At 38.6% G+C, this 24,504-nt stretch carries 19 protein-coding genes and 1 CRISPR repeat array; of the genes, 16 read left to right on the top strand and 3 right to left on the bottom strand.

Annotation, left to right across the window (positions count from 1 at the left end):
- Window positions 1-290, bottom strand: a 290-nt coding sequence (locus B4U84_RS29065) for a CoA-binding protein (RefSeq protein ID WP_131121515.1), incomplete at its 3' end; no start/stop codon positions are given.
- 289 nt (window positions 291-579) lie between these two features.
- Between B4U84_RS29065 and B4U84_RS29060 the strand changes: the two genes are divergently transcribed.
- The 9 genes from B4U84_RS29060 (at window position 580) to B4U84_RS29030 (ending at window position 13,748) form a co-directional block, all read left to right on the top strand.
- On the top strand, window positions 580-828 hold the full coding sequence (locus B4U84_RS29060; protein WP_131121514.1) for a helix-turn-helix domain-containing protein: 249 nt from the start codon (window positions 580-582) through the stop codon (window positions 826-828).
- A gap of 35 nt (window positions 829-863) precedes the next feature.
- Window positions 864-4,268, top strand: coding sequence for a DEAD/DEAH box helicase family protein (locus B4U84_RS29055; RefSeq protein ID WP_131121513.1), 3,405 nt, complete (start codon window positions 864-866; stop codon window positions 4,266-4,268).
- A 3-nt stretch (window positions 4,269-4,271) separates the two neighbouring features.
- Window positions 4,272-5,405 (top strand): type IIL restriction-modification enzyme MmeI, encoded by a 1,134-nt coding sequence (locus B4U84_RS31330; RefSeq protein WP_207391038.1) that lies wholly within the window; start codon window positions 4,272-4,274, stop codon window positions 5,403-5,405.
- Window positions 5,375-7,555 carry an Eco57I restriction-modification methylase domain-containing protein gene (locus tag B4U84_RS29050; protein WP_207391037.1) on the top strand — a complete coding sequence of 727 codons (2,181 nt, stop codon included), beginning with the start codon at window positions 5,375-5,377 and terminating at the stop codon, window positions 7,553-7,555. The genes B4U84_RS31330 and B4U84_RS29050 overlap by 31 nt, the downstream gene beginning before the upstream one ends.
- Window positions 7,552-7,701, top strand: a complete 150-nt coding sequence (locus B4U84_RS32240; RefSeq protein WP_165490398.1) for an AbiTii domain-containing protein — start codon at window positions 7,552-7,554, stop codon at window positions 7,699-7,701. Before B4U84_RS29050 ends, B4U84_RS32240 begins: the two co-directional genes overlap by 4 nt.
- A gap of 163 nt (window positions 7,702-7,864) precedes the next feature.
- Entirely contained in the window at window positions 7,865-8,671 is an 807-nt protein-coding gene (locus B4U84_RS29045) for a 3'-5' exonuclease (protein WP_131121512.1), read from the top strand.
- A gap of 218 nt (window positions 8,672-8,889) precedes the next feature.
- A complete protein-coding gene (locus B4U84_RS29040) occupies window positions 8,890-10,953 on the top strand; it encodes an NERD domain-containing protein (RefSeq protein ID WP_131121511.1) in 2,064 nt (687 codons plus the stop codon).
- Window positions 10,954-11,158: 205 nt separating this feature from the next.
- On the top strand, window positions 11,159-12,712 hold the full coding sequence (locus tag B4U84_RS29035) for a thermonuclease family protein (RefSeq protein WP_242677761.1): 1,554 nt from the start codon (window positions 11,159-11,161) through the stop codon (window positions 12,710-12,712).
- Window positions 12,713-12,803: 91 nt separating this feature from the next.
- On the top strand, window positions 12,804-13,748 hold the full coding sequence (locus B4U84_RS29030) for an HAD family acid phosphatase (protein ID WP_131121509.1): 945 nt from the start codon (window positions 12,804-12,806) through the stop codon (window positions 13,746-13,748).
- A gap of 95 nt (window positions 13,749-13,843) precedes the next feature.
- Here the strand turns inward: B4U84_RS29030 and B4U84_RS29025 are convergent, their stop codons facing one another.
- Complete coding sequence (locus B4U84_RS29025; RefSeq protein WP_131121508.1) at window positions 13,844-14,023, bottom strand: hypothetical protein; 180 nt, start codon at window positions 14,021-14,023, stop codon at window positions 13,844-13,846.
- 269 nt (window positions 14,024-14,292) lie between these two features.
- Window positions 14,293-14,466, bottom strand: a complete 174-nt coding sequence (locus B4U84_RS30985; protein ID WP_165490397.1) for a hypothetical protein — start codon at window positions 14,464-14,466, stop codon at window positions 14,293-14,295.
- Window positions 14,467-15,021: 555 nt separating this feature from the next.
- On the opposite strand from B4U84_RS30985, the gene cas6 reads away from it, so the two are divergent.
- The 7 genes from cas6 (at window position 15,022) to cas2 (ending at window position 23,330) form a co-directional block, all read left to right on the top strand.
- Window positions 15,022-15,687 carry a type I-MYXAN CRISPR-associated protein Cas6/Cmx6 gene (gene cas6, locus B4U84_RS29020; RefSeq protein WP_131121507.1) on the top strand — a complete coding sequence of 222 codons (666 nt, stop codon included), beginning with the start codon at window positions 15,022-15,024 and terminating at the stop codon, window positions 15,685-15,687.
- A complete protein-coding gene (gene cas3 / locus B4U84_RS29015) occupies window positions 15,680-18,103 on the top strand; it encodes a CRISPR-associated helicase Cas3' (RefSeq protein WP_131121506.1) in 2,424 nt (807 codons plus the stop codon). Before cas6 ends, cas3 begins: the two co-directional genes overlap by 8 nt.
- Entirely contained in the window at window positions 18,100-19,632 is a 1,533-nt protein-coding gene (gene cas8a1 / locus B4U84_RS29010; protein ID WP_131121505.1) for a type I-MYXAN CRISPR-associated Cas8a1/Cmx1, read from the top strand. The genes cas3 and cas8a1 overlap by 4 nt, the downstream gene beginning before the upstream one ends.
- 57 nt (window positions 19,633-19,689) lie before the next feature.
- A complete protein-coding gene (gene cas7i, locus B4U84_RS29005) occupies window positions 19,690-20,610 on the top strand; it encodes a type I-B CRISPR-associated protein Cas7/Cst2/DevR (RefSeq protein ID WP_131121504.1) in 921 nt (306 codons plus the stop codon).
- Entirely contained in the window at window positions 20,607-21,257 is a 651-nt protein-coding gene (cas5, locus tag B4U84_RS29000; protein ID WP_131121503.1) for a type I-MYXAN CRISPR-associated protein Cas5/Cmx5/DevS, read from the top strand. The genes cas7i and cas5 overlap by 4 nt, the downstream gene beginning before the upstream one ends.
- 106 nt (window positions 21,258-21,363) lie before the next feature.
- A complete protein-coding gene (locus B4U84_RS28995) occupies window positions 21,364-23,028 on the top strand; it encodes a type I-MYXAN CRISPR-associated endonuclease Cas4/Cas1 (protein ID WP_131121502.1) in 1,665 nt (554 codons plus the stop codon).
- Between the two features lie 8 nt (window positions 23,029-23,036).
- Window positions 23,037-23,330 carry a CRISPR-associated endonuclease Cas2 gene (gene cas2, locus B4U84_RS28990; RefSeq protein WP_026718987.1) on the top strand — a complete coding sequence of 98 codons (294 nt, stop codon included), beginning with the start codon at window positions 23,037-23,039 and terminating at the stop codon, window positions 23,328-23,330.
- A 268-nt stretch (window positions 23,331-23,598) separates the two neighbouring features.
- Window positions 23,599-24,492: direct repeats of the CRISPR family, unit length 36 nt; unit sequence GTGTCCAAACCTTTGATGCCGCAAGGCGTTGAGCAC.
- Window positions 24,493-24,504 lie beyond the last annotated feature (12 nt).

The raw sequence follows: 24,504 nt of genomic DNA, 5'->3' as shown, positions 1-24,504 counted from the left end.
TTGATGGCTATTGCTTCATCAACAATTTCGCTCAAATACTCAGAACGGCGAAAGATATTAACAATATCCACCGATCCCGGAATTTCTTGCAGTGAAGAATAACTCGGCTGACAATCAATTTCCTTGACAGTAGGGTTCACAGGGTAAACGGTATAGCCTACACTCCGCAAAAATTGGGCGATTTGATAACTGGTGCGCTCAGGTTTATCAGAATGACCAACAACGGCTATGACTTTGGCATGAGTCAACACGTCACGCATGGCACTATCATTTCTTTTGAGGAGAGGCATATAGCGGTTCTCAGTTGGGTGTTACTGAAGATAGTAGGCCACAAATCGCTATTGGGTGCGATCGCTCCTCGGTTGTGGGGGTGGGCGATCACACTCCCTAGCAACTTTTTCTCTAAGAACTTAAGTTCAACATCACTTAAAAAATTCCCTTAATTAAAGCAATAAATTTTACTCCAAAAACACAAATCAAGGGTATTCACTGATGAATACTTCAATTTCGCATGGTTAATATGTAGCAAATAATATAGCATCCGCTACTTAAGCTAGTGGGTTAAGTTTCTTTCATTAAATGACTATCAAAAAACCCTTGGCTATCAATCAGCCAGAGGTGGGGCAGATCATTCGTGATCTGCGGCTTTTGGCTGGACTAACGCAAGAACAGCTTGCAGCTTCTCTAGGCGTTACTTATTCCACGATTAACCGTTGGGAGAATGGACGCTCAACGCCGTCGCCCTTGGCGATGGAGAAGATTGAGGGAATGTTGGAAAAGATGGGCGACGAGGGTCAGGATTTGTTGGAGCGTTACTTAAAGAAGTAGCAAGAAAGCAAACAGGTTAACTAAAGGAATTTAGAATGCCACGCATTTTTGACAATATAAATGAACGTTTGCTAGACGCACTTAACAAGACGCTCAAAGTCTCGAATCGTTCTGATTTTTGTGTGGGCTATTTTAACCTTAGAGGGTGGCAACAAATTGACACGCTAATTGAACATTATGCAGGTCATGAAGGGGCTTGCTGTCGGCTTTTGGTTGGAATGCAAAAGCTTCCTAAAGATGAACTGTACAAAACCTTAGCTTTGGGAGCATCTAAAAAACCAATTGACCAAGGGGAAGTAACTCGATTGAGAAAAAGGGTTGCTCAAGAATTCCGTCAGCAACTTATGATGGGGATACCAAGCAATGCTGATGAGAAAGGGTTACAAAGACTAAAACAGCAGCTGATATCAAAAAAGCTGATAGTAAAACTTTACCTACGTCATCTCCTTCATGCCAAACTCTACATTATTCCTCAAAATCACTATAATCTTCCGGCAGTTGGATTTTTAGGCAGTAGTAATTTAACTTTCTCAGGTCTTTCTGGACAGGGAGAACTGAATATTGATGTTACAGACCATGATGCTACTAAAAAGCTGCAAGATTGGTTTGATGAGCGTTGGGAAGACAAGTTTTGCTTAGATATTTCTCAAGAATTGTCTGAAATTATTGATGAAAGCTGGGCAAGGGAGCAGTTAATACCGCCATATTACATCTATTTGAAAATGGCTTACCATTTGTCTCAAGAGGCGCGAGACGGTTTAAGTCAATATCAAGTTCCATCTGATTTTAAACTGCTTAAATTTCAAGAAGCGGCAGTACGCATTGCTGCTCACCGTGTAAACAAGCGTGGTGGTGTAATGGTGGGTGATGTAGTTGGTTTAGGAAAAACCTTAGTCAGTACTGCGATCGCTAAAATCTGCGAAGAAGATTTTGGAGTCAGCACCTTAATCATCTGCCCAAAAAACTTAGTCTCTATGTGGCAGAACTATGTTGAGCAATATGGACTAAGGGGCAAAGTCATGTCCATTAGTCGAGTTAGCAAGGAACTAGCAAATGTTCCGGCACGTTTTCGGTTGGTGCTAATTGATGAAAGTCATAACTTGCGAAATCGTACAGGACAAAGGTATGCAGATATTAAAGAATATATAGAACAAAGTGGAAGTCGCTGCATTTTGCTGACTGCTACTCCCTACAATAAAACATATTTAGACCTGTCATCACAATTACGCTTGTTTGTTCCTGAAAGCAAGGATATAGGTATTAAGCCTGAAGCTTTAATTCGAGAACTTGGTAATGAAAATGAGTTCAAGTGTCAGTATTCACAAACACCAGTTCGCTCTTTAGCTGCTTTTGAAAAAAGTAGAAACCCGGAAGACTGGCAGCAACTAATGAGTCTCTTTATGGTACGCCGGACTCGTAGTTTTATCAAAGATAATTATTCTAAAACTGACTTGCAAACAGGTCGTAAATATCTAGAGTTCCCTGATGGAACTCGTTCTTATTTCCCTACTCGCATCCCCAAGACAGCTAACTTTGCTATTGGTGGTATAGCATCAGACCCTTATGCACGACTTTACTCAGATGATGTAGTAGACGTTATTAATTCCCTCAATCTACCTCGATATGGACTAGGTAACTATGCGATCGCTAAACCTAAGCTGCCACTCACCCCAGAAGAACAGCGCATATTAGATGGGCTATCACGGGCTGGAAGGCGATTGATGGGTTTTTGTCAGACTAATTTATTCAAGCGATTAGAAAGCAGTGGTGTTGCTTTTATCCAATCATTAGAGCGTCATATTTTACGCAATTATGTTTATCTTCATGCTATTGAGCAAGGTGAAGATATACCCATTGGTACACAGGATGCAGATTTATTAGACACTAGCAATAGTGATGAAGATGCTGATTCAGTTGCTGTCTTGAATGCAGATTTAGAATCCCAAGATGATGATAGTCAGGATGATCCTGAATTAACAGCATTAACATCTATAGAGCAAAAAGAAACTGATTATAAACAAAAGGCAGCATCAGTATATCAACTATATAAAATTCATTATCGCAAGCGTTTTAAGTGGTTGCGCCCTAATTTATTTAGAAAAGATTTAAAACGTGACCTGATTGCTGATGCTCAAGCTTTAATTGGTGTACTAAACCAATGTGGAAATTGGGACTCTACCAAAGACAAGAAATTAGGAGCTTTATTGCAGTTAATACAAAAGGAATATCCCAACGAAAAAATATTAATTTTTACCCAGTTCGCTGATACTGCTCGTTATTTAGAACAAGCATTAGGAAATAGAAACATTCCCCAAGTGGCAACGGCAACAGGTAGTTCTGCTGACCCTACTGCTATTGCTTGGTGTTTTAGCCCTAAAAGTAATGGTAAAGCCATTCCACCAGAAAAAGAGTTAAGGGTTTTAATTGCCACTGATGTACTGAGTGAAGGACAAAACCTGCAAGATTGTCGCATTATTTTGAACTATGACCTCCCTTGGGCAATCATCCGGCTTATTCAAAGGGCTGGACGGGTTGACAGAATTGGTCAGCAGGCAGAAGAAATTCTTTGCTACTCATTTTTACCAGCAGATGGAGTAGAGCAATTAATCAACCTACGTGGAAGGTTACGCCAACGCTTGCAAGAAAATGCAGACGTAGTAGGAACAGATGAAGCGTTCTTTGAGGATAGTGCAGACCAGGCAATTGTAGACCTTTACCATGAAAAGTCGGGAATTTTGGATGAAGAAGATGATGGTGAAGTTGATCTGACTTCTGAAGCTCTACAAATCTGGCAAAACGCTGTTGATGCTGACCCATCACTGAAAAAGACAATTGAGCAAATGCCCAATGTGGTTTATTCCACTCGCCACCATCAGCCCGATGAAAATAACCCAGAGGGTGTACTAATGTATCTGCGAACAGCAGACGGGACAGATGCTCTATCCTGGGTAGATAAGGATGGTAAGAGTGTTACCCAATCCCAAATGCGGATTCTCAAAATAGCAAGGTGTAACAGGGATACTCCCGCCATTGAACGATATCTACAACATCATGATTTGGTAAATAAGGGTTCTAATCTGATTATTGAGCAACAAAAAAGTAGCGGCGGTCAGTTAGGGAGTCCCAGAAGCGCCCGTGCTAGAACTTATGAACGACTTAGCCACCATATACAAAAAGTAGAAAAAGAAACCCCACTGTTGGCATTAACACAGGATTGGCCAACGTTGTTGAAAGCTGTTGAAGAAATTTATCGCTATCCATTGCGTGAAACAGCCATGACTAAACTCAACCGTCAGTTAAAAAGTGGGATAACTGACGAACAGCTTGCGGCTATGGTTGTATCTCTGCGAGACGATGACACGCTTTGTGTCATTAACCCAGAAGATGAGCTACGGGAAGCTCAAATCATTTGTTCATTAGGGCTATTCCAGGGGGTATAAACTATGAAAATCAACCAAAAGCAAGTGCGGAACTATCTCAAAAATTTTGATTTCCTTTCTCTATTTATTGAAGAACTTGGTTGGAATAATGCTGATATTGCCCCCATATTTCTAGCAGTCAATAACAATGACTATAACTTAGAAGCGATCGCGCAAAAGTGTGGCATGGTTGTTTACCACTGCCAGGGTAATGCAAATATACCTGACCATGCGACCCGCCGCAAAATAGACAAGGAGATTACCAAATATACTCGTGAACATTTAATTATCTACACTGACTCAGCACAGCAAGAGCAAGTGTGGCAGTGGGTACGCAGAGAAAAAAATAAACCATTAGCTAGTCGTGAGCAACGCTTTCACATTAATCAATCTGGTGATTTACTCCTACAAAAGCTAGAAACCTTGGCATTTTCTCTAGAAGAAGAGGAATCATTAACGTTACCAGAAGTCACAGGACGCGCTCGGAGAGCTTTTGATGTAGATAGAGTAACTAAAAAGTTCTACGAAGATTTCAAAAAGCAACACGCTGATTTTATCGAATTTATTGATGGTATTAATTCAGCATCAGATAAAGAATGGTATACATCATTAATGCTCAATCGCTTGATGTTCATATACTTCATGCAGAAAAAGAAGTTTTTGGATGGCAATCCTGATTATCTCTGTGATAGGTTGAGAAAATGTCAAGAAGAACATGGTAGAGATTCGTTCCATACGTTTTATCGCTACTTTCTTCTCAGATTGTGCCATGAAGGTTTAGGTAAACCAGAACGTACACCTGAACTTGAGAAACTGCTAGGTAAAGTACCCTATCTCAACGGTGGTTTGTTTGAAATCCACCCACTAGAAGTTATTAACCCTAATATCCACATTTTAGACAAAGCGTTTGAAAATATCTTCGACTTCTTTGACAGCTACGATTGGCATTTGGACGACCGCCCTCTACGCAGTCAAAAAGAAATTAATCCAGATGTGCTTGGTTACATCTTTGAGAAGTACACCAACCAAAAACAAATGGGTGCTTATTACACCAAAGAAGATATTACTGAATACATCAGCAAAAACTGTATTATTCCCTTCATTTTTGAAACAGTAGAGAGTCACATATGCAATTCCTATTCCAGCAAGACGGCATAGCTTGGAAACTCCTGCGTGAAGACCCCGACCGTTACATCTACGAACCAGTCCTCAAAGGTGTAAACCTCCAGCTACCAAAAGATATTGAGGCTGGCATTAATGATGTCTCCAAACGCAATGATTGGAACAAACCTGCTCAATCAGATTATGCACTACCTACAGAAACATGGCGTGAACACATAGCTCGTCGTCAAAAATGTTTAGAGCTACGGCAGAAGATAGCTGATGGGAAAATTAACTCAGCTAATGACTTAATCACTTACAACCTCAATATGCGCCAGTTGGCTCAGGATGTCATTGAAAACTGCTATGACCCAGAGCTTGTATGGGCATTTTATAAGGCTATTACAAAAATTACTTTACTTGACCCAACCTGTGGCTCAGGAGCATTTTTATTTGCTGCCCTTAATATTTTAGAACCATTGTATGAAGCTTGCCTTGAGCAAATGCAAATTTTCTTAGATGAGGGCTTTGTTCCTGCTAATAAAAATGCTGCTCAAACTCTAGAAAATTTTAAAGAAGTTCTTGCACAAATAAATTTACACGCCAACCGAAAATACTTCATTCTTAAAAGCATTATTATTAATAATCTGTATGGTGTAGACATCATGCAGGAAGCAACTGAAATATGTAAGTTGCGTTTGTACCTCAAACTCGCCTCTCAAATTGAAGCTGACTATAAAAAGCCCAATATAGGTATTGAACCATTACCAGACATTGATTTTAATATTCGTGCTGGAAATACTTTAGTTGGTTTTACTTCACTAGATGAAGTTAGAGAAGCTGTTAATAAAGAAAACTCTGGGCAGTTAAAGCTAGTATTTGATGACAGTATAGTTAAAAGCATTGAAGCAAAAGCCCAGAAAGTTGATAAAATATTTCAAGAATTTCGCAGATTACAAGTTTTTGCACAGATTGACGGTAGTGCTATTAATAGTAAAAAATCTGAACTGTATACCAATGTACACGAGTTAAGGGCAGGACTTGATAAATATTTGTCTAATGAGTATGAAATGGGACTATCTCAACAATCGGCGCGTTTTAAAAGATGGAAAGATAGTCATCAGCCCTTCCACTGGTTTATTGAATTTTATGGAATTATGAAACGGGGTGGATTTGATGTTATTATCGGAAACCCTCCATATCTTGAACAAAGGCAAATTAGCTATTCTCCTAATACTTTTAAATGCAGTAATACTAAAGCTGTACATGCCATGTGTATAGAGCGCAGTTTACAAGTTCTATCAACTAATGGAATGATGAGCATGATATTGCCTCTATCAATTGTGTCTACACAAAGAATGAGAGTTGTACAAGAACTTTTAGAAGATAAACGAAATGCTTGGTATGCGAATTATTCATGGCGACCTGCAAAACTCTTTGATACTGTAAATCGAGCATTAACAATTTTTACTGTTACATCTTCTTCAGAAGAAAAAACTTTCACGACAAACTATCAAAAATGGACTTCAGATAGCCGAGAAGGACTCATGTTTAAAATTAATTATATGGAGGTTCAGCACCAAAGACCCGCTTTTTGGATACCAAAGATAGGAGATGAAATTGAATCTTCAGTATTGAAAAAATGCCTTATTATAAAAACTTTATTAAAAGATTTCGCAGCAAATAGTAATTATCGCGTCTATTACAGAACTACAGGTGGACTGTACTGGAAAGTTTTTACTGATTTCGCACCTGTATTCAATGTTAATAATGTTCAGGGACATTCCACGCGAGAAACTTCGTTCACATTATTAAAGCCAGAGATAATAAGACCAGTAATTGCAGTTCTTAGCAGCAATACATTTTGGTGGTGGTACACAGTTACTTCAAATTGCCGTGATTTAAACCCTTATGATATTCAAAACTTCCCAATTCCAATTTCTACCTTATCTGATAAAAAACTTGTGTTTCTTGCTTCAAGATATATAACTGATTTAAAAAAAAATAGCACAATGCAAGTACGAAACCAACAACAAACAGGTATAACCGAAACTCAATCTTTCAAAATTCAGAAATCCAAACCCATTCTTGACGATATAGACCGTGTTCTTGCCCAACACTATGGTTTTACTGATGAAGAGCTAGATTTCATTATTAACTATGATATTAAATATCGCATGGGACGTGATAATGAGGATGAGGAATGATGAGTAATTACAATTCTCTAGTTTTAGGGCTTCAAAGAGATGTACTAGATTCATCAATATCTGTTCTTGATATTATGAGTAAAGCAAGTCTTGTGGCGAAAAAACTGAATGTAACACAGTTTCAAAACTGGATTTATTCTGCGTGAAAAGGCTATTTTCAGGAGAAGTCAATACCAAATTATCGAAGTGAAGTAGCAAACAAGTATGAGCGCTTGTATTATGCGATGCGTGAAATTAAGGATGTCAATTAGTTAATTACAGAGCGACATTTAAGTTGAGAAAAAATTGTATTTTCTAAAGGAAAATCACATGAATATAAACCTAAAACGTCCATTAGTATTTATTGATTTAGAAACAACAGGAACAGATATAGTCAAAGACCGCATTGTTCAAATCGCAATACTAAAGGTCTTCCCTGATGGTAGTGACGATATAAAAACCCTGACAATTAATCCGACTGTTTCTATCCCTCTTGCTGCATCTAAAGTTCATGGAATTTATGATAATGATGTTATCAACTCACCTACCTTTGCTCAAGTAGCTCAGAATTTGGCAACTTTTATTGGAGACAGCGACATTGCAGGATATAACTCTAATAAGTTTGATATTCCTTTGTTCATAGAAGAGCTTTCACGTTGTGGAATAGATTTTAAACTTGAAGGAAGAAGTATCGTTGACGTGCAGACTATCTTCTATAAAATGGAACCTCGTACTTTAAAAGCTGCTTACAAGTTCTACTGCGGTAAAGATTTAGTCGGCGCTCATGATGCAGAAAATGATATTCGCGCTACCTATGAAGTTCTAAAAGCACAGCTTCAGCATTATGAAAATGTACCGTATGAAAACAACGACGGCAGCATATCTTATCCAATACAAAATAACTTAGAGAGCCTAAGCAGTTTCACACCTATTAACTTACTCGATCCAACTAATAAAGTAGTCTATGATGACCAACAAAGGGAGATATTTAATTTTGGTAAGCATAAAGGCAAAACATTATTACAAGTTTTTTCAAAAGATGAACCTAGTTATTATGATTGGATGATGAACAAGGGTGATTTTTCTGTCTTTACTAAGAAAGCAATCAAGAAAGTGTGGGAATCGATTCATCAATAAAGGCAATATGCAGTGTGTAATTACCCCCACGTCAGCCCTTCGTCCAAGCCAAGCATCGGAATGTGCCGCCTTTTTTTCTTAGAGGAAGGAGAACAGGGGGATAGGGGGGATAGGAGGCGCGACGTTCAAAGAGGATGAGGAGCGGATCGCCCAGCCCACCAAATTCTTAGAGGAAACCCAGGCGATCGCACACGGTAATCAATATCACGCATTCAGTATTGTTCAGAGTATTTTTTATCCTGATATCAACTAATAGTGTATTGCTCGCAAAACATAAATTTCAGGAGCATCAAATGGTCAACAGCACAGATACCCAAGCAACTCAAACATCCAATCAAGGAGGAATACTAAAATTATTAGCCAGACTAGCAACAACAGGAATAATTAGTTTTGGGATTGGTGGAGCAGTAACTTTTGACCGTTATAACAACTATTGGAATCAAACAATATTTCGGGTTCAAACTGTTGATTTTAATATCTTATCTCATACTTTACCAACGAAACTTTCTTATGCAATCGTTAAAAATCAACCTGAAGAAGTACAGCGTACATTAGATAGTAATTATAACTTATTTGGTTTAATTGTTACAGATTATAGCGGACAAAAAATTATTGCTTATTCAGGTAAAAATTCTGGACGTTTCTTATCTTGGAAAGCAGCACTAAATCCACAACAATTACAAAATCATCCTTATGATGTCTTGCTAGATCCTCCACCTGTATTTCCACAATGGACTTATAGCCAACCTCAAGCTACTGAACGCAGTGCTACAAGTTTAACTAATCGAGGTCGTGTTATAGGTAGGGTTTACTATGTGAGGGGTGTAAGACCAACATTTCAAGAAGATATTGCAACATTATTAAGTAATCCTTTTTCTGGAAGTAGTAGGATTCAAACTTATACAACAAGTTTAGCCGCTTGTTTGGGTGGTACTTTCCTCGTCTGGAGTATTTTGGAGTTTATTCTTTATAAGAAACGGGTTGGTGAAGAAAAGGCACAACAGGAACTTGAATTAGCTCAAGCAAGACAAGAAAAGGCTCAACGTGAACGTGAGTTAGCTGAAGAAAGAGAAGAAAAAGCACAACGCGAAAGCGAGTTAGCTAAAGAAAGAGAGCAGGAATTAATAAACAATAACCAAATTTTACAACTTCAATTAGTCGATAGAATCAAAGAACTTCAGTCACTCCAACAACAAAGAGATGATGAGCGTCATAGATTTGAAGAAGAAGCTAATAATCTGCGTAGTTTAAATAATCGGCTAAAACATGAAATTATTCAACTCAGGGAATCAATTAAAAATTTATCAACCAATACTAACTCAGTAAAGCTACAAGAAGAATTACAACAGGCTAAAACACAATCGCAACAAAACTTAAAACAGAGGCAAGAATATGAACAGCGTATTGAAAAATTAACACATCAATTACAAATTATCCACAAGAAACAATTAAAAGTCAGTGAACAAAATGAACAAAAAGAAAATGAATTACAGGAACTACAACAACAAATAAATGAAATTGAAAATGCTCGCTTTTTCGTTGAATCTCAATTAAAAGAATTACAAATTAGGGAAGAATATTACCAAAAAAATCTCAATCAATTAGAACAGCAATTAAATGAACAAAACTTAAAGGAGCAAGCACTTCAAAATCAGCTAGAAAATCTACAAAATTCACTATCACAGTATCAAAAACGAGAGGATATATTAAAAGAGCGTGCTGAACAATCAAAAGCTGAATATGATGCCTTGAGTGAACAGATTAAAATTGCTCAAGAAGATATGGGTCAACATCCTTTAAATGATTTTGAACTCGCCATAAAAGAATCTTTAGAACAAAACTTTTCTAATAGCAGAATTGAAATACAGTTTGATGTTGGTAGTGGTAGACAAGGAAGCAAATTTACTGACTTTATTGTGGTAACAAACAATAGCTGCATTATTTTAGAAGCTAAATCTTATAAAGGAGTAATCAAACCTATTAATGATGCACGAAATACTGGATGGATTTGTCAACAGGCAGATAGAAAACTGCACATTTTCTCATGTTGGGGTAAAAATCCCTACCACCAATTAAAAATTTACTGTGATTCTTTGATGAAAAATAGAGGTTTAGGTATTCACAATAGATCACCAATATATGGTGTTGTTGTATTTCCGAAGGGTTCATATATTGATGAAAGTATTAAATCTAATATGGGTAAATTTTATAGAGTCACAACTCTAGATAATTTAATCACTGCTATTCAAGAATTAGATAATCAAGCGAACTCTCGAAATTAAAATAGATTAATTAAGAACTTTAAACATCACATATTTGGTATCTATAATGTTGAATTTTTGTAAAAATTATTATTTCATAAACTTTCTTGTATTTATTGGAATTTTGAGTTTATTCGGTTGTGCTTCTGGGGAACCAAAAAAAACCTCAAACCCCATAGTGCCCGCAACGTCTTCTAGTAATGAAATTGGAGAACAAAAATTAGAAGTGCCTACTCTAGTAATAGGGATTTTAAGCAAACCTATTTACTATGAAGACTTAACAAAATATTTACAAAATCAATTTGGTAATAAAGTGCAAATAGTCCTTGATGGTGATGAATCAATTTCTTATGAAGAAGCCAGAAAAAGAATGATAAATAAAGAATGGGATATTGCCTTTACTTTATCACCAATACTTTCTCTAGCTGCTAAAAATAACGATTATCATTTTGCAGCGATAATGTTTCCAAACAATCCTCCATATTATCAAGCTACATTATTCACAAAATCTACTAGTGCTATTCAATCTATCAATGATTTAAAATCTACAAATACTATTGCTATGGGAGATTTCAATTCCGCCTCTAGCTTTTATGTTGCTGCTTATGATTTATATGGCAAAAGTATTAGGGTAGATATGGGGCATCGAAGTAAAGATATTAAAGAATTAGTTAAAACTGGCAAAGCTGATGTAGGGGCAGCAGCGTATGAAGCAGTTGCAAGTGACCAAGATTTAAAAATTATTCACTTAAGTAAGCAAATTCCCGGGGGTAATGTTTATTTATCACCTAAACTTTCTGAATCTGACCGTCAAATTATTACAAAAGTGTTACTAAATGCACCGGATAATATTAAAAAGCAAGCTAATTATGGTGGTGGTCAAGAGCAAGATTATTCACAATTACTAAAAATTTCTCAAAGAACTGAGGAAATTTTAAAATGTGCCAATTTCCAACAAAATCCAGTCAATTTTTACTGTGGCGATAGTCCCCAAAATCAAAAAATTAATAATTTTATTAATAATCCATCAGAAATATTAGGGCGAATTAATGGTTGGACTCGCCAAAATAATGAGATTGAATCTTTTAAAATGTCAGGACAAGACAAGAAAATTTACCAGCTAATTATACCTCGAAAAATTCTTAACCAAGTTCCTGGCGCTTCTAGTCCAATTGCTTTACAAGGTAAAGAAGTCAAAGTCATCAATGTTGCACCCCAAAAAGCACAAGGGGGAATGTTTGCATTAAAAATTGCAGAGCCTAATCAATTAACTGTATTAGAAGATAAACCTAACCTTTCTACTCAGTCAAATTATCAAGTTAAACAAGTTGATGACGGCGACACAATAACTGTCACCGATACATCTAATCAACAAATTAGAGTGCGATTTGCTTGTATAGATACAGCAGAAGTACCTCATTCAGATGCAGAAAAAACTAGTAATGCTCCTGCTGATAAGAATCAGTTTTTATGGGGTAATAAAGCCAAAGAACGACTAGAATCTATCATCAAAGTTGGTGATCAGGTAAAACTAAATATCGTAGATACTGACCGCTATGGTCGCAAAGTTGCTGAGGTACGCTTGCCAGATGGTACTTTCATACAGCAGATATTGGTGAAAGAAGGGTTAGCGATGGTTTATCGTCAATACCTGAAAAACTGTGCTAGTGCTGGTATTGTGGAACAGGCTGAAGCTGAAGCCAAACAAAAACAGTTAAATATTTGGGGAGATTCACAATTTACTCCTCCTTGGCAATGGCGGCGTAGTAAAAAGTCTTGAAGCAGAAACTAAAAATACCTGAACCCATTTATCAGAATAGCGATCGCACTCATAACTGTAGCTAAATGTTCTCCAAAATTCCAAAATAAAAATGCCTAAATTATATTCTCAATTATTTACTCTTACTGCATTAGTCGCTCCAAGTATGCTACTTTCAGCAGCGTACCAAGATACCCAAGACACTATTACTAACCAACAATTAAATGAACAATCGGTATTGGCAGTTAGTTGGGTGCAGCAGTCTGGAGAATATAAAGCTTTAGCTTATCAAGCATTCAATATAGCTAAACTCACCTTTGATACAGCCAAAGCCAAAAAGATATCTCGTCCCGCCATCATTGTTGATATTGACGAGACAGTTCTTGATAATAGCCCTTATCAAGCAGGATTATTAGATAGTAATAACGGTTTTGAACTTACCATATGGAATCAATGGATTAAAGCAGAAAAAGCTAAGGCTGTACCGGGAGCAGTTGAATTTGTTAATTATGTAAATAAAAATGGGGCCAAGGTATTCTTTATTTCTAATCGAGATGTAAAGAGTGTTAAAACTTATAAAAATAATGATTTGGAAATAGCTACTATCAATAATTTAAAAGCAGTGGGATTTATGGGAGTTAATGAACAGACAGTATTATTAAAAGGAGAGTTTAGCAAAAAGATTGACGGCAAAGAGAATACTTCTAAGCAATGGCGAGTAGACGCTGTTAAAAATGGCAGTGCTGATGGAAAAAGATATACAGTAATCACTTTAATTGGTGATAACCTCAATGACTTTGACGAAACCATAGGCAAGAATAACCAACAACGTCGTGATCATGTAGACAATAACCGGAAAAATTACGGTATGTTTAATATCGCAAAAGGGATAGTTAAACCTGCTTACATTGCAATACCTAATCCTATGTATGGCAACTGGGAAACAGGAATGTATAACCCACAAGCATTTAAAAAGCAAAGTTCTTTTGATATGACCCCAGAAGAAAAAAATCGACAACGCAAAGAATCTTTAACTCGTTGGGTGCTAAAAGAATAAAATTTTCAAGTTAATTAGTGAAAATTTACCAGTTGTATAGAAGCCCCCACACCTCAGATGCCGAGTAAAACTATTTAGCGATCGCCCATCAGAATTTACCACTCGTTTAGAAACAGCATTAAACAAAGTAGTTTAATTGTATAGTTGCGATCGCCCCCAATCCCCCAACACCCCATCCCCCACAATCTCACCAGTAGTAGCCCAAGACTACGACACCAACAAGCGATCGCCAGTTGAGAGAGCGATCGCTCGTAGTATATAGTTTGTACAGTCACCTTGTTTAGTTTGTTGAAAGGTACGAGTAATACAAGTTTTGGAAATCGGGCGCTCGCACCAATTAGACCGGCAAATAATATTTCAGTGATTGCATAATAACCAGATGCGATCGCACACTTCTATTTATATAAAAACCCCAATTGCAACCTGCTCTTAACTCTTCAAGTAGAGTCAAGAATTAATTAAAAATGCAGTAGCGCCTGCCTGTATCGAGGTTGGCGCTATTATTATTTTTATATACAAAAAACTGGGTGCGTTCGCTTGATGACTAATCATTAACCAAAAATGTGTTATCAGTCTTAGAAAAAACTAGTTCACAACCAAACTCGACCACATAAACTTTTGTTAACTCGTACTCTTCGGCTCGTTCATCAAACAGACAATTAACTGTCTTTTCCTCCTGTTTACCTGAATTACAGTATTTAAATGTTGCAGTTTGCATGAGTATTATTTCTGCTGTACTTGAGGCGAAAGCGACGGCGGCTCCTATAGAGCATCGCTCAAGAGAAAATCGCCTCAGAAAAATTTGAGTATCTGCTTTTTTCTTGTACAGACTGCTATTTAAACGTTTTCTTTATTTTCTGCTTTATTGGCTCTAACCTTGCTGTAGGGTATGGCGGAAATTAAGTATATAGTGAAAGTTAATTCTATCCTATGCTGTCGTAAGGCGTTGAGCACTTTCACGATTTCAAGGTTTAACACCTTTGAGTGATGCAGGGCAGCTGGGATTAACATAACCGTGCCTGCTCCAAACCTTTGATGTCGTAAGGCGTTGAACACATTAGCAAATAACTTGACATCCTGCTAAATTTTTGCTATCTCTTAGTTTATTCTGATGTTTCAAGATTTAAATGTAGATGTAGAATTTCACGCTGAAATACAATCTAGTTTTGAATCGAAGCATGATGTGCTGTCGGTTCTTGTTTGTTACCTCAGATGCCGTAAGGTTTTGAAAATTTTAGTTATTTAAGATTTGTCATTTAGGAGGATTCCTGAAGTGATTGCATCTGTAGGTTTTTCTGCGTCTCAAGATGCAGGTAGTGAACTTGAGCCATTTGTTGAACTTTGCTTTCCAGTGCGGGGTAAATATTTGCCTGCGGATCAAAATTACGGACTCTATGCAGCGTGCGTTCACGTTATTCCAGAAATACGTCAGCAAACAGCACTCAGCATTTTGACAATTCCTGGTTTTGCTGATAAACAAGGTAAAATTCTTCTGACAGAACAATCTTGCTTGCGAATTCGCGTACCAATTCCACAAATACCTTTGATTTATCAATTAGCAGGGAAATCTATTCGCATAGGAATACATGAGATTCAAATTGGTATTCCAGAAATATTTACGCTCAAGCCAGCAAAGACACTTAAGTCAAGAATTGTTGTTATCAAAGGATATAGCGAACCAGAATCTTTTTTAAATGCAGCACAGCGTCAGCTTGATAATTTAGAAATTTCAGGTAAACTTTCTATTCCGGTAGATAAGAAAGGTGAACTTAGTCGCAAAACGCTTAAAGTCAAACGATATACCATTGTTGGTTTTACAACTGAGATTTCAGAATTAAGTGATGAGGATTCTTTAAAGTTACAGCAGTGGGGAATTGGTGGCAAAAGACACCTTGGTTGTGGATATTTCTTGCCTTATAAGGGAGGTAGGAATGTTTAAGGTGTTGTTGGCTAAATCCTTATCAACGCAGGAGAACGAAAACGATATAGCACGAGGCTCTGCAAAGTATACAGGACATATTAGCTTGGTGATGCAAGCGGCTGATGTTTTGGTGGATAAATTGGGTAAGTCCATTCTTCAGCAATTAGGGATAAAACATATTGATTTAGATTACTTTGCAACGACAGTTAGATTGGGTGCATATTTACACGATTGGGGTAAAGCAAACCAACATTTTCAGGAGATGGTTTACCTAAAAACTCTTGAAAAATCACCAGATCCAAACTTCCAAAATTTCAGAAAGCGGATTGTGAAACTTTCAAACCAGCATTCAAACAGGCAAATGCTGCGTCATGAAATCATTAGCGGCATTTTGGCGTTGCAAGTACCTAGCTTTAGAGAATGGTTGGAACAATGCCAAAATGCCGACTTGATGATTGCTATTTGGGCAGCAATGGGGCATCATCTCAAAATAGGGTTAAATCAAAATAATCAAGCTGCGGAATTTATAGCCGAAATTCCTTCAGGCATTGGAGATGAATTAAAAATTTATACCCATCATTCAGATTTTCAAGCAGTCTTGAAAATGGGTCATCAAGCTTTAAGATTATCTAAAATACTACCAGAACTACCTCCAGAAAATTGGTCAAAGTTGCAATTACAAAAGGCTTTAACAAATCTACGCAACGAATTTATTCAATTTGAATCTCAACTAGATTGGGAGCAGCAAAAATTCATTGCTGCGGTGAAAGCAACAGTAATTGCAGCAGATTTGGCTGGTTCTGCGTTACCTCTAGCTGAAGAAAACTTTAAGATATGGATTGAGCAAGTATTATCTTTGCAACTCTCAAAAGAAGATATTCAGAAATTAGTCAATCAACGCCTCAAAGGTCAAAAATTACGTCCATTTCAAGAGTTAATAGCCAAATCGCATCGTCGAGTAACACTCGTCAAAGCAGGTTGTGGAACAGGTAAAACCATTGGTGCATATGCTTGGGGGGAAAAATGGGCAGTAGGACGTAAATTATTTTTCTCCTATCCAACTACGGGTACAGCTTCCCAAGGATATATTGACTACGCACATGGCACAGAAATTGAAGCTGATTTAATGCACTCTCGTGCTGATTTGGATCGGGAGCTACTATTTTCTGGCGACTCAGATAATTCAGAAAGTATCAATATTCGATTAATGGCTTTTCAGGCATGGCGGAAGAAACTGATTGTCTGTACAGTTGATTCTGTATTGGGTTTAATTCAAAACAATCGTAAACCACTGTACTCTTGGGCTGCGATCGCTCAATCAGCTTTTGTTTTTGATGAAGTTCATGCCTACGATGCACGTCTTTTCGGAGCGCTATTGAAATTTATCAAAGCGTTTCGTGGTGCGCCTATTCTCTTGATGAGTGCTAGCTTTACTCCTGAACAGCTACAAGCTATTCGTCAAGTACTTGCAGAACAAGGCGAAGAATTAGACGAACCCATCGAAGGGCCAAAGGAACTAGAGGAACTTAAGCGTTACGACATTAAATATGTTGTTGGAGTAACTGACTTGGATGAACTCAAGGAAATTTGGCAACCTGCAATAGAAGCTCTCAAAAATAAACAGAAAGTGTTGTGGGTGACTAATTCTGTCAAAACCTGTATCGAAATTTATCGCACAGCCAAAATTAAGCTTGCTGAACAATTACCAGAGTTAAGCATCGAACCATTAATCTATCACAGTCGTTACCGTTACAAAGATAGGCTCAAAAAGCATAAAGCTGTAATTGAAGCCTTTGGAAAAGATGAACCAGTCTTGGCTATCACTACGCAAGTTTGTGAAATGTCGTTGGATTTAAGTGCTGATTTATTGATATCTGCAATGGCTCCCGCAGCATCTTTAATTCAACGCTTGGGAAGATTGAACCGCAGAATGACTAGACAGGGAGAAGGGACAAGGCTGGCAATTATTTATCTTTGGGATAATAAGCGACCCTATGATACAGCAGAACTTGCAACAGGAAAGCAACTAATTCAGGAATTTTCCGGTAAAACAGGTATTTCTCAACGAAATTTAGCTGAATTCGCTGCTTGTCTTAATTCTGAGAAAGTCGAGCAAGTTAAATCAAGTTGGTTGGAAGATAACTGGTGTAATCGCCCAGATTTTCTACGTGAAGGAGGATATACAATTACTGTGTTATTGGGTGAGGATGAGACAAAAATCTGGGATATTGCCGAACAGCGCAGACAAGAATTACTCAAACAAGGCATAAATGAATCCCGGATGAAATTGTTCAAACAGGAAGCACAAGCTTGGTCAGTACCTATCCGAATTGATCCAACCTACAAATATTGGGAATGGCGACGTAAAGGTTTTTATCCTGTAACTCCAACAGGTATTATCCGCTACACTGAAGAGGTAGGGGCAGAGCAGTGAAATTAGAGTTTGATTTAGGTAATCCTAGCTTTACTTTGTTGCATTGTGCTGGTTTAGCTGGGTTATGGATGACTTTAAACCAGTTAGAAATAGAAAAAGTGGCTTGTCCGGAGGGTTTAAATTGGCAGCTTTCTAAACGAAAAGTCATCTTAAATTGGGAAGGTAGCGATAAAAAAGTTTTGGAATGGCTATTAAAAGAATCATTCCAAATAAATGATGGACTAATTGCCCTTCGCGGTTTAGATTCGCAAACTATGCGTAAGGATGCGAATGTGATTGTGCACCAGGGAATTCTTGGTACTTTTTTACAGCATACCAGCACCCATAAATCGAGTGGAACCAAAACCGAATTTCTATCACTAGGTGAGGGAGAAAAAGAGATTCAGGTTACATATAAAGCCTTACAAAGCTATGCTTATCAAGATTTTGCTGGGAATCTTTGTGATAAAAACGCACAATTGCTGACAAAACCCATTAGTGTTGCTGGATGGTTAAATCCTGGTGCAGTGGTACGTCATGTTGCTTTCAGTTCTGATACTTCTTTTGAAGAACTTCCAGAAAACGCATTTGTTCTGTTATTCGCTCCCGTTGCTTGTTATTACTACATTCTGCGCTCGAAGTTGCGAGATAAACGTGCACAATATGCATTGGTAGTTCCAGAAATCACTGATTTAGAAAAATATGCTCAATACCGCCAAAATCAACATTTGAGATATGCCACTTATAAAGATTTTCATGCTTCTGGTTTGGGCGATGCGGGACTAAGATTTTTGACTTTGGAAACAACAATAGATATTACTAAAGACTTTGGTGTACCGCGTTGCCAAGTTTTAACTTTGGGAACTGTTGCATGGGCAACTCAACAAAAAACTCGGACAGATATGTATGTGGTAGAAGCCAGTGACGAGGTTTGTCACAACTATAAGGTTTGTGATGATTGGTTGAAAGACAAAGCCATTGAAGGTAAAGAAGGTGGATTTGTTGCCACTAACTTTGCAAAAGAACTAATAGCTGAAAACTTGGCAAGAAAGCAACCTTGGTATTCAAGAATTTCAGAAAAAGTAAACAGTAACGAAATGTTCAAAAAGCTAGCTTACGAAAGAGGAGGACTATATCAAGTGATTCAAAAAATTCAATCAGATGAACGCGAAAAACTATTTGTTCAAGCTTGTCATGAAGCAATTAAATTTACATACGGACAAATTTATGAACAAACAAAGAAACGGGGAGAAGTTCCAAACTTCGACCGGGAAACAGTACGCATTAGAACCGGATTAGGTCGATGTAAAAATTCGGATACATTTCGAGAATTTATTACTGATTTTTGGTCACGAGCAGGGAAAATTCCTACTTTACAGGAACATTGGGAAGAGTTAATGGAGTTTGTAATGGCTGATAAGAACTGGAAAAAATCGAGAGATTTAGCTTTGCTGGCATTAGCTAGTTATAAAGGCAAAGGTATTTCTAATGAAGATGATGCTGATGAAGATAATTTGGATGAAGAAAATGTAATTGATATTGGCATTTAAAGGTTTGAATAAATTAGATTTTTAGGAATGTTTGTAATTTTTGAGGAGATTTCCAAAATGTCGTTTCATTTATTCGGAAATGTGTTGACTGGGTATGGTACTGCTGCTAATAACCGTGGAGAAAACGAAGGTAATATAACTACCCTACAAAAAATTCTGTGGAAAGGAGAAGTACATACAACAGTTTCATCTGAGGCAATTCGTTGGGCATTGCGCTACTACTGGCAAACTGCTGGCAACGGTTATCAAGTCAATCGTCGTTGGGATGATGATATTAACGATAATATTTGGCAGAATGAAAATTTTGATGACACCAATTTTATTGATGATGATGTGTTAGGTTTTATGCGTGCAGAGGGTGCAAAAGTGGAAGCTTCAGATGAACCCAAACAAAAAGGAAAAAAAGCACCCAAAGGTACAACAACTGCTAAACGAGGAGTTTTAGAAGTAACTCGTGCTGTTTCTACAACACCTTTTAGTGGTGATTTAACCTTCAATGCTGCTAGTGGTAAAAAGGGGCGGACTTCACTTTATGGAACTGAAGTTCATGCAACTCGCTATCAATATGGATTTGCATTAACTCCGGAGCGTTTGAAAGATAAATCTCGCATAATTGCAGTTCTAGATGGTTTGAGTTCTCTAGGCGAAGTTGCAGGTAATCATTCTCGCTTTCTCTACGACTTTTCTCCCGAAAGTTTGGTTTTACGATGGACTCATGATTTTTCACCCCGAATTCTTTACTGCTATGAAGAGAATGACACAGAAGTATCAATTGGGGAATTAGTAAGAAAAGTCAAAAATCAAGATATTGAACCGCAGGAGTTGTGGATAGCAGGTGCAATTACAGAATGTGAAGAAGTAGAAGAATTAGAAGAGTTGGGAGTGCATATTTTCCCAGGAATTAAATTAGCTGTACAAAGCATGAAACAAGTCATTGCTAGAGATTTGCAGCTACCTCAACTGGAGTTAATTCGATGACGACAATAACTGAGAAAATGTTGGCTTTGGAAGTAGAAGTTCCCATAGCTAGCTTTCGTCAATCTCGTGCAAGAGAGTACGCTGAAACTTACCCAGTACCTCCACCATCCACAGTTTATGGGATGCTACTTTCGATGGTGGGAGAGATGGACAGACATAAACATTGTGGAACTCGTTTAGCGATCGCTCTACTTTCCCAACCACAAAAATCTACTGTTATCCGCACATTTCGTCGTTTTAAGAAGAAAGATATCCATGACCCTAGTAATGCCAGACCAGATTATCAGGAACTGTTGACTGATATTAGATTTATTACTTGGGTTGATGCTGGATTAGATAATTCGCAGCCAACGCTACCAGAACGCTTACAGATGGCATTTGCCAACCCTGCTTCTATCAATCGTTTTGGCGGTCTTTGTTTAGGAGAAAGCCGAGATTTGGTCAATGCTGTTACCTTGTTGCCTGAAAACTATCAAGGTAAATTGCTGCGGTGGCTGGTACGAGATGAAAACGGGTTGTTAACTTTACCCTACTGGGTGGATCACGTCGGCTCCAAGGAAACTCGTTGGCAGAGATATCTTATACTTGAACCTTCTGATCTGTATCATCCTCCTGAGTCTGCCTGGACAGAAATTCGGACAACTTAGAGAAAATTTACCTCAGATGCCGCTAGGCGTTGAGCATTTTATTAATTTCTACCTTTGATGTCGTAAGACGTTTAGCCGTTTATACCTGACCTTACGAACATCCAAAATGCAACTTTTAGACCGCATAGAAATTACCAAACCCGACACCATCCGTGTATCTGCCCTCCACGCCCTCGCCTACTGCCCACGACTGTTCTACCTTGAAGAAGTAGAAGAACTTTACACCCAAGATGCAGCCGTGTTTGCTGGACGAAGACTGCACACTGAAATTGAAAAGCAAGAAGATGAGGAGTGGGAAGAGCTATTTCTCGAAAGCGAAGAATTAGGTTTACGCGGTCGGCTTGATGCCCTCCGCACCCGTGATGGGCAAACAATTCCCTACGAACACAAACGCGGTCGCGCTCACCGGGATGAGAATAAGCAACCCCAAGCTTGGGAGAGCGATCGCCTGCAAATCCTTGCTTATGCTTTCCTCTTAGAATCAGCTTTGGGAATTACGGTTAAAGAAGGTCGCATTCGCTACCATGCTGATAACGTACTGATTCACGTACCATTAGATGATTCTGGACGGGCAGCAGTTCGCGAAGCAATTCAACAAGCACGAGTACTCAAACAATCTACCTACCGACCACCAGTAACTGACAATGAGCGATTGTGCGCTCGTTGTTCCCTGGCTCCAGTTTGTTTACCAGAAGAAGCAAGACTTGCCCATGATAAGGAATGGCAACCAATTCGCCTGTTTCCTGAAGATGATGAACGGCAAGTGATTCATGTTTTGGAACCAGGAACATCTGTAGGCAGAACTGGAGAACAAATCAAAATTGCTCGTCGTAATCAACCAGTAGAGAAAGTTCCTGCTCGTCAGGTTGGGCAGTTAGTGTTGCACAGTTTTTCGCAAATCTCTACACAAGCACTGCATTTTTGTGCTGACCAAGATATAGGGGTGCATTTTATTTCTGGTGGGGGACGCTATCTTGGTAGTTTTGATAGTCGCAACGGTAGTATTCAACGCCGTATTCGTCAGTATGCTGCTCTCAGCAATCCTGATACCTGTCTAGAGTTAGCACGTAAACTGGTGGTTTGTCGGGGTCAAGGACAGCGCAAGTTTTTGATGCGAGGTACAAGGGGTAAAAAAGAAGTGCTGGAGACTTTGAACAAAGCGATCGCCCAAATGAAAGCTACACTCAAGCAAATTCCCCAAGCAAAGTCTTTGGAATCTTTATTAGGACTGGAGGGAAATCTTGCTGCTGTTTATTTTGGTGTTTTGCCCTGTTTGATTTCCAAGGAAGTCGCAAGTGAATTGCACTTTAATGGTAGAAATCGTCGTCCGCCCAAAGACCGATTCAATGCAATGCTGAGTTTTGGGTATGCTTTACTACTCAAAGATGTGATGAATGCTATCTTGAGCGTTGGCTTAGAACCAGCTTTAGGTTTCTATCATCAACCGCGATCGCAAGCTGCACCTTTAGCACTAGATTTGCTGGAAATTTTCCGAGTACCTTTAGTAGATATGACAGTGGTAGCTTCAATTAATCGGGGTCAATGGGATGTTAAGGCAGATTTTGAAGTCAGAGGAGCACAGGTTTGGTTGAGTGAAACGGGTCGGCGCAAATTTGTGGAACTGTACGAACGCCGCAAGCAGGAAAGCTGGAAACACCCGGTAACGGGTTATTCGCTTACCTACCGTCGCCTATTTGAATTGGAAGTACGGCTGCTAGAGAAAGAATGGTCAGGTGAGGGTGGTTTATTTGGTCAGCTAATTGTGCGGTGAGGTGTTATATGGGTGAAGCGCAACATTTATACTTAATTTGTTACGATATTCGCGAGCAAAAGCGCTGGCGTAAAGCTTACAATCTACTCCAAGGATACGGAGAGCGAATACAGTATTCAATATTTCGTTGTTGCTTGACACAACGCACACGGGAAAAGTTACGTTGGGAACTCGAAAAGGTATTAGCAAAGGAAGATAATTTGCTTTTGATTCGGCTGTCACATCAGTGTGTTGCAGCAATACCGAGTTATAACCGCCCAAATACGTGGTTGTGTCCAGAGGGATCATATCGGATTGTTTGATGCATGGATATGCGGTTGTTAAAGAAAACAATGTCAAAAATCGGCTCAATGTCTTATTGGAAAGTGTTTTATGGTTAAAAGAAGTGTCGAAGGTGCTTGCATTCTGGCAAAACATGCTATCAGCTAGGCAATACAAGCTTTTCATGATTTGGCTGCTTTACTTCGAGTGAAGATTGGGTACAATTTGACTGGTTAAAATCTAATTTGGACGGAGGTGCTTGTAAAATCAGAATCCGATGTTTGTCAGGTAAGGATTTCGAGCATCGCCGTGTCCAAACCTTTGATGCCGCAAGGCGTTGAGCACTCATTGCATCAAGTTAAAGTTGGCGATCGCGCCACAGTGTCCAAACCTTTGATGCCGCAAGGCGTTGAGCACATGCGAGTCTCTACTGAATTTAAGTGTGCAATTACGGTGTCCAAACCTTTGATGCCGCAAGGCGTTGAGCACGTGCAGATATGGAGATTTTACCCAAACAATTAATTGTGTCCAAACCTTTGATGCCGCAAGGCGTTGAGCACATTCTAATGCGATCGCGCCTCTAGTTGAGCGAGTGAGTGTCCAAACCTTTGATGCCGCAAGGCGTTGAGCACATAATACTACCTACCAACATCTCAAGTGGTATTCTTGTGTCCAAACCTTTGATGCCGCAAGGCGTTGAGCACCGAGAAACTTTTGGCATTATTTTCTGCGAATAATTTGTGTCCAAACCTTTGATGCCGCAAGGCGTTGAGCACGTTCCAGATTGGCGCTTGGATAGGTAGATTGTTAGGGTGTCCAAACCTTTGATGCCGCAAGGCGTTGAGCACATCAAACTTGTCTCTAGCTTTGCCAAATCAATTGACGTGTCCAAACCTTTGATGCCGCAAGGCGTTGAGCACGTTACTCAAAGAAAAAGAGTTGCACTCTTTTAATTGTGTCCAAACCTTTGATGCCGCAAGGCGTTGAGCACGTTGGAAGCATCGTAGATCTTCGGAGATCAATTCGTGTCCAAACCTTTGATGCCGCAAGGCGTTGAGCACTCTTCAAAATCTAAATCAAAATAAGTTGCTAACAAGTGTCCAAACCTTTGATGCCGCAAGGCGTTGAGCACACTAACGATGCTGGAAATATTTTTTTCAGCATCTTGTGTCCAAACCTTTGATGCCGCAAGGCGTTGAGCACTTTAAAACAATC

The organism is Westiellopsis prolifica IICB1, assembly GCF_004323185.1.
Lineage (GTDB): Bacteria > Cyanobacteriota > Cyanobacteriia > Cyanobacteriales > Nostocaceae > Pelatocladus > Pelatocladus prolificus_A.
This window is presented reverse-complemented; position numbering and strand designations above follow the sequence as displayed.